14 protein-coding genes are annotated in these 14,994 nt (G+C 70.9%); 11 read left to right on the top strand and 3 right to left on the bottom strand.

The window, feature by feature from the left end; translation table 11 throughout:
• The first annotated feature begins 128 nt into the window (after positions 1-128).
• Positions 129-821 carry a demethylmenaquinone methyltransferase gene (locus ACZ6S8_RS12045; RefSeq protein ID WP_386533593.1) on the top strand — a complete coding sequence of 231 codons (693 nt, stop codon included), beginning with the start codon at positions 129-131 and terminating at the stop codon, positions 819-821.
• A gap of 16 nt (positions 822-837) precedes the next feature.
• Positions 838-1,755 (top strand): glutaminase, encoded by a 918-nt coding sequence (locus ACZ6S8_RS12040; RefSeq protein ID WP_469454922.1) that lies wholly within the window; start codon positions 838-840, stop codon positions 1,753-1,755.
• A gap of 88 nt (positions 1,756-1,843) precedes the next feature.
• On the opposite strand, the gene ACZ6S8_RS12035 is transcribed toward ACZ6S8_RS12040, so the two are convergent.
• Complete coding sequence (locus ACZ6S8_RS12035; protein ID WP_469454757.1) at positions 1,844-2,374, bottom strand: GNAT family N-acetyltransferase; 531 nt, start codon at positions 2,372-2,374, stop codon at positions 1,844-1,846.
• Between the two features lie 97 nt (positions 2,375-2,471).
• Between ACZ6S8_RS12035 and ACZ6S8_RS12030 the strand changes: the two genes are divergently transcribed.
• On the top strand, positions 2,472-3,755 hold the full coding sequence (locus ACZ6S8_RS12030; protein WP_469454755.1) for a geranylgeranyl reductase family protein: 1,284 nt from the start codon (positions 2,472-2,474) through the stop codon (positions 3,753-3,755).
• A 144-nt stretch (positions 3,756-3,899) separates the two neighbouring features.
• Here the strand turns inward: ACZ6S8_RS12030 and ACZ6S8_RS12025 are convergent, their stop codons facing one another.
• Both ACZ6S8_RS12025 and ACZ6S8_RS12020 read right to left on the bottom strand, forming a co-directional pair.
• Entirely contained in the window at positions 3,900-4,151 is a 252-nt protein-coding gene (locus ACZ6S8_RS12025; protein ID WP_469454753.1) for a hypothetical protein, read from the bottom strand.
• 254 nt (positions 4,152-4,405) lie between these two features.
• A complete protein-coding gene (locus ACZ6S8_RS12020) occupies positions 4,406-5,296 on the bottom strand; it encodes a C40 family peptidase (RefSeq protein ID WP_469454751.1) in 891 nt (296 codons plus the stop codon).
• Positions 5,297-6,089: 793 nt separating this feature from the next.
• Between ACZ6S8_RS12020 and ACZ6S8_RS12015 the strand changes: the two genes are divergently transcribed.
• The 8 genes from ACZ6S8_RS12015 to nuoH are packed head-to-tail and all read left to right on the top strand — an operon-like array spanning position 6,090 to position 14,993.
• Positions 6,090-6,449 (top strand): NADH-quinone oxidoreductase subunit A, encoded by a 360-nt coding sequence (locus tag ACZ6S8_RS12015; protein WP_030010013.1) that lies wholly within the window; start codon positions 6,090-6,092, stop codon positions 6,447-6,449.
• A gap of 15 nt (positions 6,450-6,464) precedes the next feature.
• A complete protein-coding gene (locus tag ACZ6S8_RS12010) occupies positions 6,465-7,019 on the top strand; it encodes a NuoB/complex I 20 kDa subunit family protein (RefSeq protein WP_007265818.1) in 555 nt (184 codons plus the stop codon).
• Positions 7,016-7,735, top strand: a complete 720-nt coding sequence (locus tag ACZ6S8_RS12005) for an NADH-quinone oxidoreductase subunit C (protein WP_469454748.1) — start codon at positions 7,016-7,018, stop codon at positions 7,733-7,735. The genes ACZ6S8_RS12010 and ACZ6S8_RS12005 overlap by 4 nt, the downstream gene beginning before the upstream one ends.
• The gene (locus tag ACZ6S8_RS12000) at positions 7,735-9,057 is read left to right on the top strand and encodes an NADH-quinone oxidoreductase subunit D (RefSeq protein ID WP_469454746.1); all 1,323 of its coding nucleotides are present in this window, start codon (positions 7,735-7,737) and stop codon (positions 9,055-9,057) included. The genes ACZ6S8_RS12005 and ACZ6S8_RS12000 overlap by 1 nt, the downstream gene beginning before the upstream one ends.
• Positions 9,054-9,791, top strand: a complete 738-nt coding sequence (gene nuoE, locus ACZ6S8_RS11995) for an NADH-quinone oxidoreductase subunit NuoE (protein ID WP_469454744.1) — start codon at positions 9,054-9,056, stop codon at positions 9,789-9,791. Before ACZ6S8_RS12000 ends, nuoE begins: the two co-directional genes overlap by 4 nt.
• Positions 9,791-11,140, top strand: a complete 1,350-nt coding sequence (gene nuoF / locus ACZ6S8_RS11990) for an NADH-quinone oxidoreductase subunit NuoF (RefSeq protein WP_469454743.1) — start codon at positions 9,791-9,793, stop codon at positions 11,138-11,140. The genes nuoE and nuoF overlap by 1 nt, the downstream gene beginning before the upstream one ends.
• Positions 11,137-13,644: an NADH-quinone oxidoreductase subunit G gene (locus tag ACZ6S8_RS11985; protein ID WP_469454741.1), complete on the top strand. Its 2,508-nt coding sequence runs from the start codon at positions 11,137-11,139 to the stop codon at positions 13,642-13,644. Before nuoF ends, ACZ6S8_RS11985 begins: the two co-directional genes overlap by 4 nt.
• Positions 13,641-14,993, top strand: coding sequence for an NADH-quinone oxidoreductase subunit NuoH (gene nuoH, locus ACZ6S8_RS11980; RefSeq protein WP_469454740.1), 1,353 nt, complete (start codon positions 13,641-13,643; stop codon positions 14,991-14,993). The genes ACZ6S8_RS11985 and nuoH overlap by 4 nt, the downstream gene beginning before the upstream one ends.
• The last annotated feature ends 1 nt before the right edge of the window (position 14,994 follow it).

Here is a 14,994-nt window from a genome sequence, read left to right as displayed (position 1 = left end):
CGCCCCGGGCGCCCCCGGGGCCCCAGCCGTCCCCGGCGCCCCGGCCGAGCCGCCGCGACCGGGGGAGCCGCGGCCTGAGAGGATGGGCCCGTACCCGATCCGCATCGCACACCGAGGGGCGAACACCAGTGACTAGGGCTTCCCTGGACAAGCAGCCGCACGAAGTCGCCTCCATGTTCGACGGGGTCGCGGCGAACTACGACCTCACCAACGACGTCCTCTCGCTCGGCCAGGCCCGGCTGTGGCGCAAGGAGGTCGCCAAGGCGGTCGGCGCGCGCCCCGGGCAGAAGGTCCTCGACCTCGCCGCGGGCACCGCGACCTCCTCGCTGCCCTTCGCCGCGACCGGTGCGTACGTCGTCCCCTGCGACTTCTCCCTCGGCATGCTGCGCGAGGGCAAGAAGCGCAACCCCTGGCTGCCGCTGACCGCGGGCGACGCGACGAAGCTGCCGTTCAAGGACGACACCTTCGACACCGTCACGATCTCCTTCGGCCTGCGCAACGTCCAGGACACCGACGCCGCCCTGCGCGAGCTGTACCGGGTGACCAAGCCCGGCGGCAAGGTCGTCATCTGCGAGTTCTCCCAGCCGACCTGGGCGCCCTTCCGCACGGTGTACACCGAGTACCTGATGCGGGCCCTCCCGCCCGTGGCCCGCGCCGTGTCCTCCAACCCGGACGCGTACGTGTACCTCGCCGAGTCCATCCGGGAGTGGCCCGACCAGCCCGCGCTGGCCGCCCTGCTGCAGAAGGCCGGCTGGTCGAAGGCCGCCTGGCGCAACCTGAGCGGCGGAATCGTCGCGCTGCACCGCGGCACCAAGGACTGACACTGCCGTGGACGCCGTGCCCTTCGACTACGCGACGCTGCTGGAACAGGTCGCGGCGGACATCGCCCCCCTGATCGGCAGCGGAACGCCCGCCGAGTACATCCCGGCGCTCGCGTCCGTGGACCCCGCGCAGTTCGGGATGGCCATCGTCGACCTCGACGGCAACGTCCACGGGGTGGGCGACTGGCAGGTCCCCTTCTCCACGCAGTCGATCACCAAGGTCTTCGCGCTCGCCCTCGCCCTCGCCGAGGGCGGCGTCAGCCTGTGGGAGCGGGTGGGCCGGGAGCCGTCCGGCAACCCGTTCAACTCGCTCGTGCAGCTGGAGTACGAGAACGGCATCCCGCGCAATCCGTTCATCAACGCGGGCGCCCTCGTCGTCACCGACCGGCTGCAGACCCTGACCGGCGACGCGAGCAGCGAACTGCTCGGCTTCCTCCGCGAGGAGAGCGGCAACCCCGACATAGGCTTCGACGCCGAGGTCGCGGCCTCCGAGCAGGCGCACGGCGACCGCAACGCCGCCGTCGCGCACTTCATGGCCTCGTACGGGAACATCGACAACCCGGTGCCCGCCCTGCTGGAGCACTACTTCTGGCAGTGCTCCATCGAGATGAGCTGCGCCGACCTGGCCCGCGCCGGCCGCTTCCTGGCCCGGCACGGCCTGCGCGCCGACGGCTCGCGGCTGCTGACGCGCAGCGAGGCCAAGCAGATCAACGCCGTCATGCTGACCTGCGGGACCTACGACGCGGCGGGCGAGTTCGCCTACCGCGTCGGGCTCCCCGGCAAGAGCGGGGTCGGCGGCGGCATCGTCGCGGTCGTCCCCGGACAGTGCACCGTCGCCGTGTGGAGCCCCGGGCTGGACGACCGGGGCAACTCGGTCGCGGGCGTGGCGGCCCTGGACCGGTTCACGACGCTGACGGGCCTGTCGGTCTTCTGACCGCCGGTGCGGGGGCGGTCGCGGTCACGGGCGGTCCCGGTCACCGGTGGTGGCGGTCACCGGCGGTCCCGGTCACCGGCGGTCGCGGTCAGCTCCCGGACAGCGTCAGCTCGTAGCGGCGGCCGTGGCGCGCGCCGCCCGGCAGCAGGAAGCGGTCCGCCAGGGTCATGCCGAGTCGCTCCGCCACCGCGATCGACCGCTGGTTCTCGTCGTTGATCATCGCGACGACGTGCGGGACGCCCACCGCGCGGACCCGCTCCACCGTGGCCAGCGCGGCGGCGTACGCGTACCCCTTGCCCCAGGCGGAGCGGCCCAGCCGCCAGCCGATCTCGATCTCCCCGACCGGTCCCCACTCCTTCTCCCGGGGCCACGGCTGCGCGCCCGTGAAGCCGATCACGGCGCCGTCCGTGTCGAGCAGGGTCCACAGGCAGTGGCCGAGCTGCGCGTCGTGCATGCGCTGGCGCGCGGTGAACTCCTCGTACAGGGACAGTTCGGCGGGCCCGCCGAGGAACTCCATCACCTCCGGGTCGTCGAACACCCGGTGCCAGGCCCGCGCGTCCTCGTCGGTGGGCACGCGCAGCTGCACGGCGGGAAGCGGCCGGGTCGGCGAGGTGGTCATCGGAGGCACCCTTCGGATCGCGATCTCTCTCGCTGCATAGACTGCACATGTCCGGTGCCGTTGGGCACCCTTTATCGAGCCTTCGGGAGACCCCGCAGTGACCGAGCCCCTCTCCGAACACTCCGCGGACGTGATCGTCGTCGGGGCCGGGCCCGCCGGCTCGACCACCGCGTACTACCTCGCCAAGGCCGGATTGGACGTCCTGCTCCTGGAGAAGACCGCGTTCCCCCGGGAAAAGGTGTGCGGTGACGGGCTGACCCCGCGCGCCACCAAGCAGCTGGTCTCCATGGGCATCGACATCTCCGAGGAGGCCGGCTGGCTGCGCAACAAGGGCCTGCGGATCATCGGCGGCGGCCAGCGCCTCCAGCTGGACTGGCCGGAACTCGCCTCCTATCCGGACTACGGACTCGTGCGCAAGCGCGACGACTTCGACGAGACCCTGGCCCGCCAGGCGCAGAAGGCCGGCGCCCGGCTCTACGAGCGCTGCAACGTCGGCGAGCCCGTGCGCGACCCGCGCACCGGCCACATCACCGGCGTGCAGGCGAAGCTCGGCGAGGAGAAGACCCCGGTCACCTTCAGCGCCCCGCTGGTCGTCGCGGCCGACGGCAACTCCTCCCGGCTGTCCCTCGCGATGGGCCTGCACCGGCGTGAGGACCGCCCGATGGGCGTCGCCGTGCGGACGTACTTCACCTCGCCCCGGCACGACGACGACTACCTGGAGTCCTGGCTGGAGCTGTGGGACCGGCGCGGCGCGCAGGACCGGCTGCTGCCCGGCTACGGCTGGATCTTCGGCATGGGCGACGGCACCTCCAACGTCGGCCTCGGCATCCTCAACTCCTCCTCCGCCTTCAAGGAGCTGGACTGGCGCGAGGTCCTCAAGGCCTGGTGCGCGTCCATGCCCGAGGACTGGGGCTACACCCCCGAGAACATGACGCAGCCGATCCGCGGCGCGGCCCTGCCGATGGCGTTCAACCGGCAGCCGCACTACACCAAGGGCCTGCTGCTCGTCGGTGACGCGGGCGGGCTCGTCAACCCGTTCAACGGCGAGGGCATCGCCTACGCGATGGAATCGGGCCAGATCGCGGCCGACGTCATCGTGCAGGCGCACTCCCGCGCCACCACGGCGCTGCGCGAGCTCACCCTGCACAGCTACCCGAAGGTCCTCAAGGAGACGTACGGCGGTTACTACACGCTGGGCCGCGCCTTCGTGAAGCTGATCGGCAACCCGAAGGTCATGAAGGTGGCCACCCAGCGCGGCCTGACCCACCCGGTGCTCATGCGGTTCACGCTGAAGATGCTGGCCAACCTGACCGACCCGACGGGCGGCGACGCGATGGACCGCATCATCAACGGGCTCTCGAAGATGGCCCCGAAGGCCTGACGCGGGCGCGGATGCGGCCGGTCCTGCGAGGCGGGCCGCGGCGGGGTCTCCCCGGCGCGGCCCGTTTCGCCGTTCCGGGAGCCGGAGGGGCGTCGTACGGGCAACGCCGGCACGGGCCGTCGTGCGGGCGCCGTACGGGCCTTCCTACGGCTCCCCGGCGGCGTCCCCGGCGCAGTGCACCGTGCGCACGCAGCGGGTCAGGAGCACCAGCCCGCACAGCAGGAGCACCGCCGAGGCGCTCCAGCCGAGGCCGAGGGACAGCGCGTTCCCGGGCTTCTGCCAGGGGCGGGCGGTGCCCAGCAGCAGGCCGCCGAGGGCGAGGAGGCCGAGCCCGGACGCGGCCGGGACGGCGGCGGGGTCGCCCCCGCCGGGGTACGCGTGCGGTCGAGCGCTCACGGGACCACCACCTCCAGGGTCGGGGCGGGTCCGACGGGACGGACGCGCCGCCGCCATCTTCGCAGGGCGCCGGGCGGATGCGGCCGGGAGGTGTTGCGCAGGCCGTACGCCGGGGCGGGGACGGCGGCGCGAGGCCCGCTCCGCCGTCCCCGCCCCGGCGGCCTCCGTGGTCCGAGGACGCCGAAGGACCGGTACTCCACCCCCGAGCGGGGGAGTACCGGCCCTTCCTGACGCTCCGGAGACCGGAGGACGGCTCAGAGGACGCGCACGGCGCCCGTCGGCTTGTCGTAGCTCAGCGAGCGCTCCACGATGCCGGTGCTGGAGTTCTGCGCGCCGACGAACTTGCCGCCGCCGACGTAGAGGGCGACGTGGTACGCGCTGCCCTTGGAGCCCCAGTACAGGATGTCGCCCGGCTGCAGGGCGCTGAGGGACACCGAGGTGCCCGCCGTGGACTGCTGCTGGGACATGCGCGGCAGGGTGATGCCGGCCTGGCGGTAGGCGGCGCCGACGAGGCCGGAGCAGTCGAACGACGACGGGCCGGTGCCGCCGAGCACGTACGCCTTGCCGACCTGCGCGCGGGCGAAGTTCACGATGGCCGCGGCGGAGCCGGTGGCCGGCGCGGTGACGGTGCCCGTGCCCTGGGAGGGGGCGGTGCTCTTGCCGGAGCCCGAGGTGGACTTCGAACCGGAGCCGGAGCCGGAGTCGGACGCGGAGGCGGTCGCCAGCGTGGAGCGGGCGGCGCTCCGGTTGGCGCGGTCGGCCGCTTCCTTGCGGTCGGCCTCCTGCTGCGCCTTCTTGTCGGCGTCGGCCTTCTGCTGGGCGTCTTCCTTGGCCTTCTTCGCCTCGGCGGCGGCGCCGGTGCGGGCGCTCTCCTCCTGGGCGGTCAGTTCGCCCTCGACGGCGGCCAGACGGGTGTTCTCGGCCGCGACGGTGACGGCGGAGGAGACGTCGGCGCCGAGGTCCAGGTCGAGGACCGGCATCTCGAGCGTCGTCTCGGCCACGGGCTCTGCGGTCGGGGACGCGCTCGCGGTTCCGGCCATGGCCAGGGTGCTGAGGACGCCACCGGCTACTCCGGCGCGGACCGCGAGCTTCGAGGCGCTGCGGCGGGGCTTCCGGTGGCTGGGTATGTGAGCGGTGTGGGACATGAGGACAAGCGCTATCAGGGTGTCAGGGGTCCCTTCAAGAAACGTGGTCTGCGCCACAGTTGTGCGCGAAGGGGGCTAACCGGGCGCTCCGGCCCTCTTATTGACGCAGTAACGGGCTAATCGGACACACCGTCACAACCCTGTGATCATGTGGTTTCTGCATTAAGTCCGAATTGATCCACGGCCTACCATTCCGCCGGACAGTTGGCCAAGCCCCGTTTCGGAAGCGCCGATTCACTGTGACGCAGGTCACAGTGACGTCACGCTGTGCGGACGCCGTGGCCCCGTTGTGACCCGGCTGTGAAGGCATCGCGTGGTTCGTGAACGGATGCACGTGCCCGGGTGCCCGTTCTGTCCGGCTTCTGCCTCGCGTCCACCTCGGTACGCACGTGGTCCCCCGGTCGGGGGAGGCCTGATGCCGATAGCACGCGCCACAGCCTTGCGCCAATTTGCATGCAAGGGGCACCCTTGATAGTGGAGGCACGCCCTCTACCTGCGGTAACGATGATGGATGTCACCATTCGTGACCGTCCGGATGCTTCACGTATGAAGATCACCGCTCATCCGACTTCATGATCGTTCGTCAGGTGGTGGAGATCACAAACTCGTTGTTGTAACCCGTGTCGCAGATCACAGAGAGGCAGGCATAGGATGCGCAGCAGTCCGGCTTGTGAACTGCCTCACATGTACACGATCTTCGCGAGGCGGGTCACGCCCCCAGTCCATTACTGGGCGGCATCCCCGGCCGGTACGGCGGTCCAACGGTCAAGGACGACTGGAAGGAGCGAGGAGCGTGAATGCGTACGCGCCCATCCTCGTGCTCGGCGCCCTCGGCGCAGGGTTTGCGATCTTCTCCGTGGTCATGGCCACGCTGATCGGTCCAAAACGGTACAACCGGGCAAAGCTTGAAGCGTATGAGTGCGGCATCGAGCCGACTCCGATGCCGGCCGGCGGCGGCCGCTTCCCCATCAAGTACTACCTGACGGCGATGCTCTTCATCGTCTTCGACATCGAGGTTGTCTTCCTCTACCCCTGGGCCGTCACCTTCGACTCCCTGGGGATCTTCGGGCTCGTCGAGATGCTGCTCTTCGTGCTCACCGTCTTCGTCGCCTACGCCTACGTCTGGCGCCGCGGCGGCCTGGAATGGGACTGAGGGGCTGAGGTTTCCATGGGACTGGAAGAGAAGCTGCCGAGCGGCTTTCTGCTGACCACCGTCGAACAGGCCGCGGGATGGGTGCGCAAGTCATCCGTCTTCCCCGCGACCTTCGGCCTCGCCTGCTGCGCCATCGAGATGATGACGACCGGAGCGGGCCGGTACGACCTCGCCCGCTTCGGCATGGAGGTCTTCCGCGGCTCGCCGCGCCAGGCCGACCTGATGATCGTGGCCGGCCGGGTCAGCCAGAAGATGGCGCCCGTGCTGCGGCAGGTGTACGACCAGATGCCCGCTCCCAAATGGGTCATCTCCATGGGGGTTTGTGCATCCTCGGGCGGAATGTTCAACAACTACGCCATCGTCCAGGGCGTCGACCACATCGTCCCGGTGGACATCTACCTCCCCGGCTGCCCGCCGCGCCCCGAGATGCTGATGGACGCGATCCTCAAGCTCCACCAGAAGATCCAGGGCTCCAAGCTCGGCGTGAACCGGGAAGAGGCCGCCCGCGAGGCGGAGGAGGCGGCCCTCAAGGCACTCCCCACCATCGAGATGAAGGGGCTGCTCCGGTGAGCGAGACCCAAGAGCCGGAGAACGGCAGCAACGTCCCCGCTCCGCGGGCCCAGGGCCCCGAGGTCATCGGCGTCCGCACGGGCATGTTCGGTGCGGCGGCCGGCGGCGACACCAGCGGCTACGGCGGCCTGGTCCGCACCGTGGCCCTGCCCGGCGCGAGCAGCCGCCCGTACGGCTCGTACTTCGACGAGGTCGCCGACGAGCTCGAAGGGGCCCTGGAGGAGCAGGACGTGCTTCCCGGGAACGCCATCGAGAAGACGGTGGTCGACCGGGACGAGCTGACCTTCCACATCGCCCGCGAGCACCTCGTGCGCGTCGCGCGCACCCTGCGCGACGACCCGGCCCTGCGCTTCGAGCTCTGCACCGGTGTCTCCGGGGTGCACTTCCCCGGCGACAAGGGGCGCGAGCTGCACGCCGTCTACCACCTGCGCTCGCTCACCCACGGGCGGATCCTGCGGCTGGAGGTGTCGGTCCCGGACGGCGACCCGCACGTCCCGTCGCTGGTGGCGGTCTACCCGACCAACGACTGGCACGAGCGCGAGACCTACGACTTCTTCGGCCTGGTCTTCGACGGGCACCCCGCCCTCACGCGGATCATGATGCCGGACGACTGGCAGGGCTTCCCGCAGCGCAAGGACTACCCGCTCGGCGGCATCGCCGTCGAGTACAAGGGCGCCCAGATCCCGGCTCCCGACCAGCGGAGGTCGTACAGCTGATGTCCACTTCACACGCCTCCTCCCGGGAGACCACCGAAGGCCTCGTCTACACCGTCACCGGCGGCGACTGGGACGAGATCGTCCAGTCGGCGGCTCGCGCGGACGACGAGCGGATCATCGTCAACATGGGTCCCCAGCACCCGTCCACCCACGGAGTGCTCCGCCTGATCCTGGAGATCGACGGCGAGACGGTCACCGAGGCCCGCTGCGGAATCGGCTACCTGCACACCGGCATCGAGAAGAACCTCGAATACCGGAACTGGACGCAGGGCACCACCTTCGTGACGCGCATGGACTACCTGACGCCGTTCTTCAACGAGACGGCCTACTGCCTCGGCGTCGAGAAGCTGCTCGGCATCACCGACCAGATCCCGGACCGCGCCACCGTCATCCGCGTCCTGCTCATGGAACTCAACCGGCTCTCCTCCCACCTGGTGTGCATCGCCACCGGCGGCATGGAACTGGGCGCGACCACGATCATGATCTACGGCTTCCGCGACCGCGAACTGATCCTGGACGTCTTCGAGCTGATCACCGGCCTGCGCATGAACCACGCGTTCGTCCGGCCCGGCGGCCTCGCCCAGGACCTGCCCCCGGGCGCGGTCGACCAACTGCGCGAGCTGGTCAAGACCATGAAGAAGAACCTGCCGGAGTACGACAAGCTCGCCACCGGCAACCCCATCTTCAAGGCCCGCATGCAGGACGTCGGCTACCTGGACCTGACCGGAGCCATGGCGCTCGGCGCCACCGGCCCGGTGCTGCGGTCCGCGGGCCTGCCGCACGACCTGCGCAGGTCGGACCCGTACTGCGGTTACGAGACGTACGAGTTCGACGTCCCGACCACCGAGACCTGCGACTCGTACGGGCGGTTCCTGATCCGCCTGGAGGAGATGCGCCAGTCGCTGCGGATCGTCGAGCAGTGCCTGGACCGGCTGGAGCCGGGGCCGGTGATGGTCGCCGACAAGAAGATCGCCTGGCCGGCGCAGCTGGCCATGGGGCCCGACGGCCTCGGCAACTCGCTCGACCACATCAAGAACATCATGGGCACCTCCATGGAAGCCCTCATCCACCACTTCAAGCTGGTGACCGAGGGCTTCCGGGTCCCCGCCGGGCAGGCCTACGCGGCCGTCGAATCGCCCAAGGGCGAACTCGGCGTCCACGTCGTCTCCGACGGCGGCACCCGCCCCTACCGGGTCCACTTCCGGGACCCGTCCTTCACCAACCTGCAGGCCATGGCCGCGATGTGCGAAGGCGGCCAGATCGCCGACGTCATCGTCGCCGTCGCCTCCATCGACCCCGTGATGGGAGGCGTCGACCGATGACCGACATCCAACTGGGCATGCCCCGGCTGCCCGCCCCGGACTACCCGGCGGAGGTGCGCGAGCGGCTCGCGGCGGACGCCGCCGAGGTCATCGCGCGCTATCCCGACAGCCGCAGCGCGCTGCTGCCCCTGCTCCACCTGATCCAGTCGGAGGAGGGCTACGTCTCGCGCACCGGCATCCGCTTCTGCGCCGACGTGCTGGGCCTGACCACCGCCGAGGTCACCGCCGTGGCCACCTTCTACACGATGTACCGGCGCAAGCCCTCCGGCGACTACCAGGTCGGCGTCTGCACGAACACGCTGTGCGCGGTGATGGGCGGCGACGCCATCTTCGACGAGCTCAAGGAACACCTCGGGGTCGGCAACAACGAGACCACCCCCGACGGCAAGGTCACGCTGGAGCACATCGAGTGCAACGCGGCCTGCGACTTCGCCCCCGTGGTGATGGTGAACTGGGAGTTCTTCGACAACCAGACCCCCGAGTCCGCCAAGGCCATGGTCGACGACCTGCTGGCCGGCCGCCCGGTCGAGCCGACCCGGGGCGCGCCGCTGTGCACGTACAAGGAGACGGCCCGGATCCTGGCCGGCTTCCCGGACGAGCGCGAGGGCGCCGTGGAGGCCACCGGCGGCGCCGGACCCGCCTCCCTCATCGGGCTGCGCATCGCCCGCGGCGAGACCCCGCACACCTCGATCGTGCACCCGCGGGGCGAGACCACCACCGAGGGAGGGGAGTGATGACCGTGTCCACTGAACTCAGTAAGAACGGGACGAGTCCGGAGAAGCTCCTCGCCCCGGTCCTGTCGGCGTTCTGGGACGACCCGCGGTCGTGGACGCTGGAGACCTACCGGCGCCACGAGGGGTACGAGGGCCTGCGCAAGGCGCTCGCCATGACCCCCGACGACCTCATCGCCTACGTGAAGGACTCCGGCCTGCGCGGCCGCGGCGGCGCGGGCTTCCCCACCGGGATGAAGTGGCAGTTCATCCCGCAGGGCGACGGGAAGCCGCACTACCTGGTGGTGAACGCGGACGAGTCGGAGCCGGGGACCTGCAAGGACATCCCGCTCCTCTTCGCCAACCCGCATTCCCTCATCGAGGGAATGATCATCGCGTGCTACGCGATCCGCTCCGCGCACGCCTTCATCTACCTGCGCGGCGAGGTCGTACCGGTGCTGCGGCGCCTGCACGAGGCGGTCCGCGAGGCGTACGAGGCCGGATACCTCGGCAAGGACATCCTCGGCAGCGGGCTCGACCTCGACATCACGGTGCACGCCGGGGCGGGCGCGTACATCTGCGGCGAGGAGACGGCACTGCTCGACTCCCTCGAAGGCCGGCGCGGACAGCCCCGGCTGCGACCGCCCTTCCCGGCCGTCGAGGGGCTCTACGCGTGCCCGACCGTCGTCAACAACGTCGAGTCCATCGCCTCGGTGCCCGCGATCCTGAACAACGGCAAGGACTGGTTCAAGGCGATGGGGACGGAGAAGTCCCCCGGCTTCACGCTCTACTCGCTCTCCGGCCACGTCTCCGGCCCCGGTCAGTACGAGGCCCCGCTCGGCATCACCCTGCGCCAGCTGCTCGACATGAGCGGCGGGATGCGCCCCGGCCACCGGCTGAAGTTCTGGACCCCGGGCGGCTCCTCCACCCCGATGTTCACGGACGAGCACCTCGACGTGCCCCTCGACTACGAGGGCGTCGGCGCGGCCGGCTCGATGCTCGGCACCAAGGCGCTCCAGTGCTTCGACGAGACGACGTGCGTGGTGCGGGCCGTCACCCGGTGGACCGAGTTCTACGCCCACGAGTCCTGCGGCAAGTGCACCCCGTGCCGCGAGGGCACGTACTGGCTCGTCCAGCTGCTGCGCGACATCGAAGCCGGCAAGGGCGTCATGTCCGACCTCGACAAGCTGAACGACATCGCCGACAACATCAACGGCAAGTCCTTCTGCGCCCTCGGCGACGGTGCGGCCAGCCCGATCTTCTCCTCGCTCAAGTACTTCCGCGAGGAGTACGAGCAGCACATCACGGGCAAGGGCTGCCCCTTCGACCCCAAGAAGTCGACCCTCTGGGCTGACACGGAGGTGAACGCATGACCATCACCACCAACGCTCCGGCCGGTGGCGGGGAGGCCGCCGTGCCCCCGGAGAACCTGGTCTCCCTGACCATCGACGGCGTCGAGCTGTCGGTGCCCAAGGACACGCTGGTGATCCGGGCCGCCGAACAGCTCGGCATCGAGATCCCCCGGTTCTGCGACCACCCCCTCCTCTCGCCGGCCGGCGCCTGCCGCCAGTGCATCGTCGAGGTCGAGGGCCAGCGCAAGCCGATGGCCTCCTGCACGATCACCTGCACCGACGGCATGGTCGTCAAGACGCAGCTGACGTCGGAGGTCGCCGACAAGGCCCAGCGCGGGGTGATGGAGCTGCTGCTCATCAACCACCCGCTGGACTGCCCGGTCTGCGACAAGGGCGGCGAGTGCCCGCTGCAGAACCAGGCGATGTCCCACGGCAACGCCGAGTCCCGCTTCGAGGGCAGGAAGCGCACCTACGAGAAGCCCGTCCCGATCTCCACCCAGGTGCTGCTGGACCGCGAGCGGTGCGTGCTGTGCGCGCGCTGCACGCGCTTCTCCAACGAGATCGCCGGCGACCCGATGATCGAGCTGCTGGAGCGGGGCGCGCTCCAACAGGTCGGCACCGGCGAGGACGACCCGTTCGAGTCGTACTTCTCCGGCAACACCATCCAGATCTGCCCCGTCGGCGCGCTGACCTCGGCCGCCTACCGGTTCCGCTCCCGCCCGTTCGACCTCGTCTCCTCCCCGAGCGTGTGCGAGCACTGCGCGGGCGGCTGCGCGACCCGGACCGACCACCGGCGCGGCAAGGTGCTGCGCCGCCTGGCCGCCGAGGACCCCGAGGTCAACGAGGAGTGGATCTGCGACAAGGGCCGCTTCGGGTTCCGCTACGCGCAGCGCCCGGACCGGCTGACCACCCCGCTGGTGCGCGGCACCGACGGCATCCTGGCCCCGGCGAGCTGGCCCGAGGCGCTGGAGGCCGCGGCGAACGGGCTGGCCGCCGCGCGCGGCCGCGCGGGCGTGCTGACCGGCGGCCGGCTCACCGTCGAGGACGCCTACGCGTACGCCAAGTTCGCGCGCGTGGTGCTCGACACCAACGACATCGACTTCCGGGCCCGCGTGCACAGCGCGGAGGAGGCCGAGTTCCTGGCCGCCTCCGTCGCCGGCACCGGCAAGGACCTCGACGGCACCGGCGTCACGTACGCCTCGCTGGAGGCGGCGCCCGCGGTGCTGCTCGCCGGCATCGAGGCCGAGGAAGAGGCCCCCGGCGTCTTCCTGCGGCTGCGCAAGGCCCACCGCAAGCACAAGCAGCGGACCTTCGCCCTCGCCCCCTTCGCCACCCGGGGCCTGGCCAAGGCGGGCGGCACCCTGCTGGCCGCCGCCCCCGGCACCGAGCCCGCGTGGATCGACGCGCTGGCCACCCGCGACGGCCTGGAGGCCGGCGGGTCCACCGCCGCCGACGCGCTGCGCGAGCCCGGCGCCGTCATCGTGGTCGGGGAGCGCCTCGCCGGCGTCCCGGGCGCGCTGACCGCCGCCGTACGGGCCGCCACCGCCACCGGCGCCGCGCTGGTGTGGATCCCGCGCCGGGCCGGGGAGCGGGCCGCCGTCGAGGCGGGCGCGCTGCCGTCCCTGCTGCCCGGCGGCCGCCCGGCCACCGATCCGCGGGCCCGCGACGAGGTCGCCACCGCCTGGGGCCTGGACGACCTCCCGCACCGCTACGGCCGAGACACCGGGCAGATCGTCGAGGCCGCGGCCACGCGCGAGCTGTCCGCGCTGCTGGTCGCGGGCGTGGAGGTCGCCGACCTGCCCGACCCGGCCCGCGCCCGCACCGCGCTCCAGGAGGCCTTCGTGGTCTGTCTGGAACTGCGGCCCAGCGAGGTCACCGACCACGCCGACGTGGTCTTCCCGGTCGCCGCGGTCGCCGAGAAGCCGGGCGCGTTCGTCAACTGGGAGGGCAGGGTCCGGCCGTTCGAGGCCGCCCTCAAGCCCGAGCAGATGACCCGGCGCCTCGCCCCCGCCGACTCCCGCGTGCTGCACATGCTGGCCGACGCGGCCGACCGGCCGATCGCCCTGCCCGACGTGCACGCCGTACGCCGGGAGCTGGAGCGGCTCGGCCCGTGGGAGGGGGCGCTCGCCACCGAGCAGTCCACCGACACGGAGCCGCTGCCCCGTCCCGGAGCGGGCGAGGCGGTCCTCGCGGGCCACCGCCTGCTCCTCGACCAGGGCCGCCTCCAGGACGGCGACGACGCCCTGGCCGGCACCCGGCACGAGGCCACCGCCCGGCTGTCGGCGGCCACGGCCGCCGAGACCGGCGTCAAGAGCGGCGACGTCCTCGCGGTCACCGGCCCCGCCGGGACCGTGGAACTGCCGCTGCGGATCACCGAGATGCCCGACCGCGTGGTCTGGCTCCCGCTGAACTCCACCGGATCCGGCGTCCTCGCCGACACCGGCGCCCGTCCGGGCACCCTCGTGCGCATCGGCCCGGCGACCCCGGCCGGCGCGGGCGCCAGCACTGCGGAGGTGGACGCGTGAACGCGGTACAGATCGCCGCGGAGGACCTCTCCCTCTTCGGCCGCGACGTCTGGTGGCTCGTCGTCATCAAGGCCGTCTTCTGCTTCGCCTTCCTGATGGTGACCGTGCTGTTCTCCATCGTGTGGGAGCGCAAGGTCGTCGCCTGGATGCAGTTGCGCATCGGCCCCAACCGGCACGGCCCCTGGGGCATGCTCCAGTCGCTCGCCGACGGCGTGAAGCTCATGCTGAAGGAAGACCTGATCGTCAAGCGGGCCGACAAGGTCGTCTACGTCCTGGCCCCGATCATCGCGGCCATCCCGGCCTTCATGGCCATCGCGGTGATCCCCTTCGGGCCCGCCGGCAACGAGGTCTCCATCTTCGGCCAGCGCACCACGATGCAGCTGACCGACCTGCCCATCGCGATGCTCTACATCCTCGCGGTGGCCTCGGTCGGCATCTACGGCATCGTGCTCGCCGGCTGGTCCTCCGGCTCGACCTACCCGCTCCTCGGCGGCCTGCGCTCCTGCGCGCAGATGATCTCGTACGAGATCGCGATGGGCGCGGCCTTCGCCTCGGTCTTCCTCTACTCCGGGTCGATGTCGACCTCGGCGATCGTCGAGGCCCAGGCGGACCGCTGGTACATCATCCTGCTGCCGGTCTCCTTCATCATCTACGTGATCACGATGGTCGGGGAGACGAACCGCGCCCCCTTCGACATGCCGGAGTCCGAGGGCGACCTCGTCGGCGGCTTCAACACCGAGTACTCCTCCATCAAGTTCGCGCTGTTCATGCTCGCCGAGTACGTCAACATGGTCACCGTCTCGGCCGTCTCGGTCACCCTCTTCCTGGGCGGCTGGCGGGCCCCGGCGCCGATCTCCACCTACTGGGAGGGCGCGAACCACGGCTGGTGGCCGATGCTCTGGTTCGTCCTCAAGGTGCAGCTCCTCCTCTTCTTCTTCATCTGGCTCCGCGGCACGCTGCCCCGCGTGCGCTACGACCAGCTGATGAAGCTGGGCTGGAAGGTCCTGATCCCGGTCTCGCTGGTCTGGCTGATGCTCGTGGCCACCGTCCGCGCGCTGCGCAACGAGGCCTACGACTTCAGCGAGATCGTCCTCTACGTCGGCGGGGCCGTCGTGGCGATCCTGCTCCTCTCCTTCGTCGTGGACCTCTTCCGCGACAAGCGGGAGAAGGCGGCGGCCCGGGAGGCCGTCCACGACGCCGAGCCCTTCGACCCGCTGGCGGGCGGGTTCCCCGTACCGCCCAAGCCCGGCCAGCAGCTGGCACCCGTACCGCGCCGGAGGTCCCGCGACGAGCGGGAGCTGATCGTCAGCGGCGGGACGAATTCCGACAGTGACCGAGAGGAGGCTTGAG

The organism is Streptomyces sp. NPDC048461 (assembly GCF_055587105.1).
Note: the sequence above shows the minus strand (reverse complement) of the source record. Positions and strands in the feature narration are given on the sequence as shown.

Coding starts and splice junctions, on each gene's coding strand:
- ACZ6S8_RS12000 (WP_469454746.1), top strand. CDS start 7,735: ATGTCCACTTCACACGCCTCCTCCCGGGAGACCACCGAAGGCCTCGTC.
- ACZ6S8_RS12035 (WP_469454757.1), bottom strand. CDS start 2,374: ATGACCACCTCGCCGACCCGGCCGCTTCCCGCCGTGCAGCTGCGCGTG.
- ACZ6S8_RS12010 (WP_007265818.1), top strand. CDS start 6,465: ATGGGACTGGAAGAGAAGCTGCCGAGCGGCTTTCTGCTGACCACCGTC.
- nuoE (WP_469454744.1), top strand. CDS start 9,054: ATGACCGACATCCAACTGGGCATGCCCCGGCTGCCCGCCCCGGACTAC.
- nuoF (WP_469454743.1), top strand. CDS start 9,791: ATGACCGTGTCCACTGAACTCAGTAAGAACGGGACGAGTCCGGAGAAG.
- ACZ6S8_RS11985 (WP_469454741.1), top strand. CDS start 11,137: ATGACCATCACCACCAACGCTCCGGCCGGTGGCGGGGAGGCCGCCGTG.
- ACZ6S8_RS12020 (WP_469454751.1), bottom strand. CDS start 5,296: ATGTCCCACACCGCTCACATACCCAGCCACCGGAAGCCCCGCCGCAGC.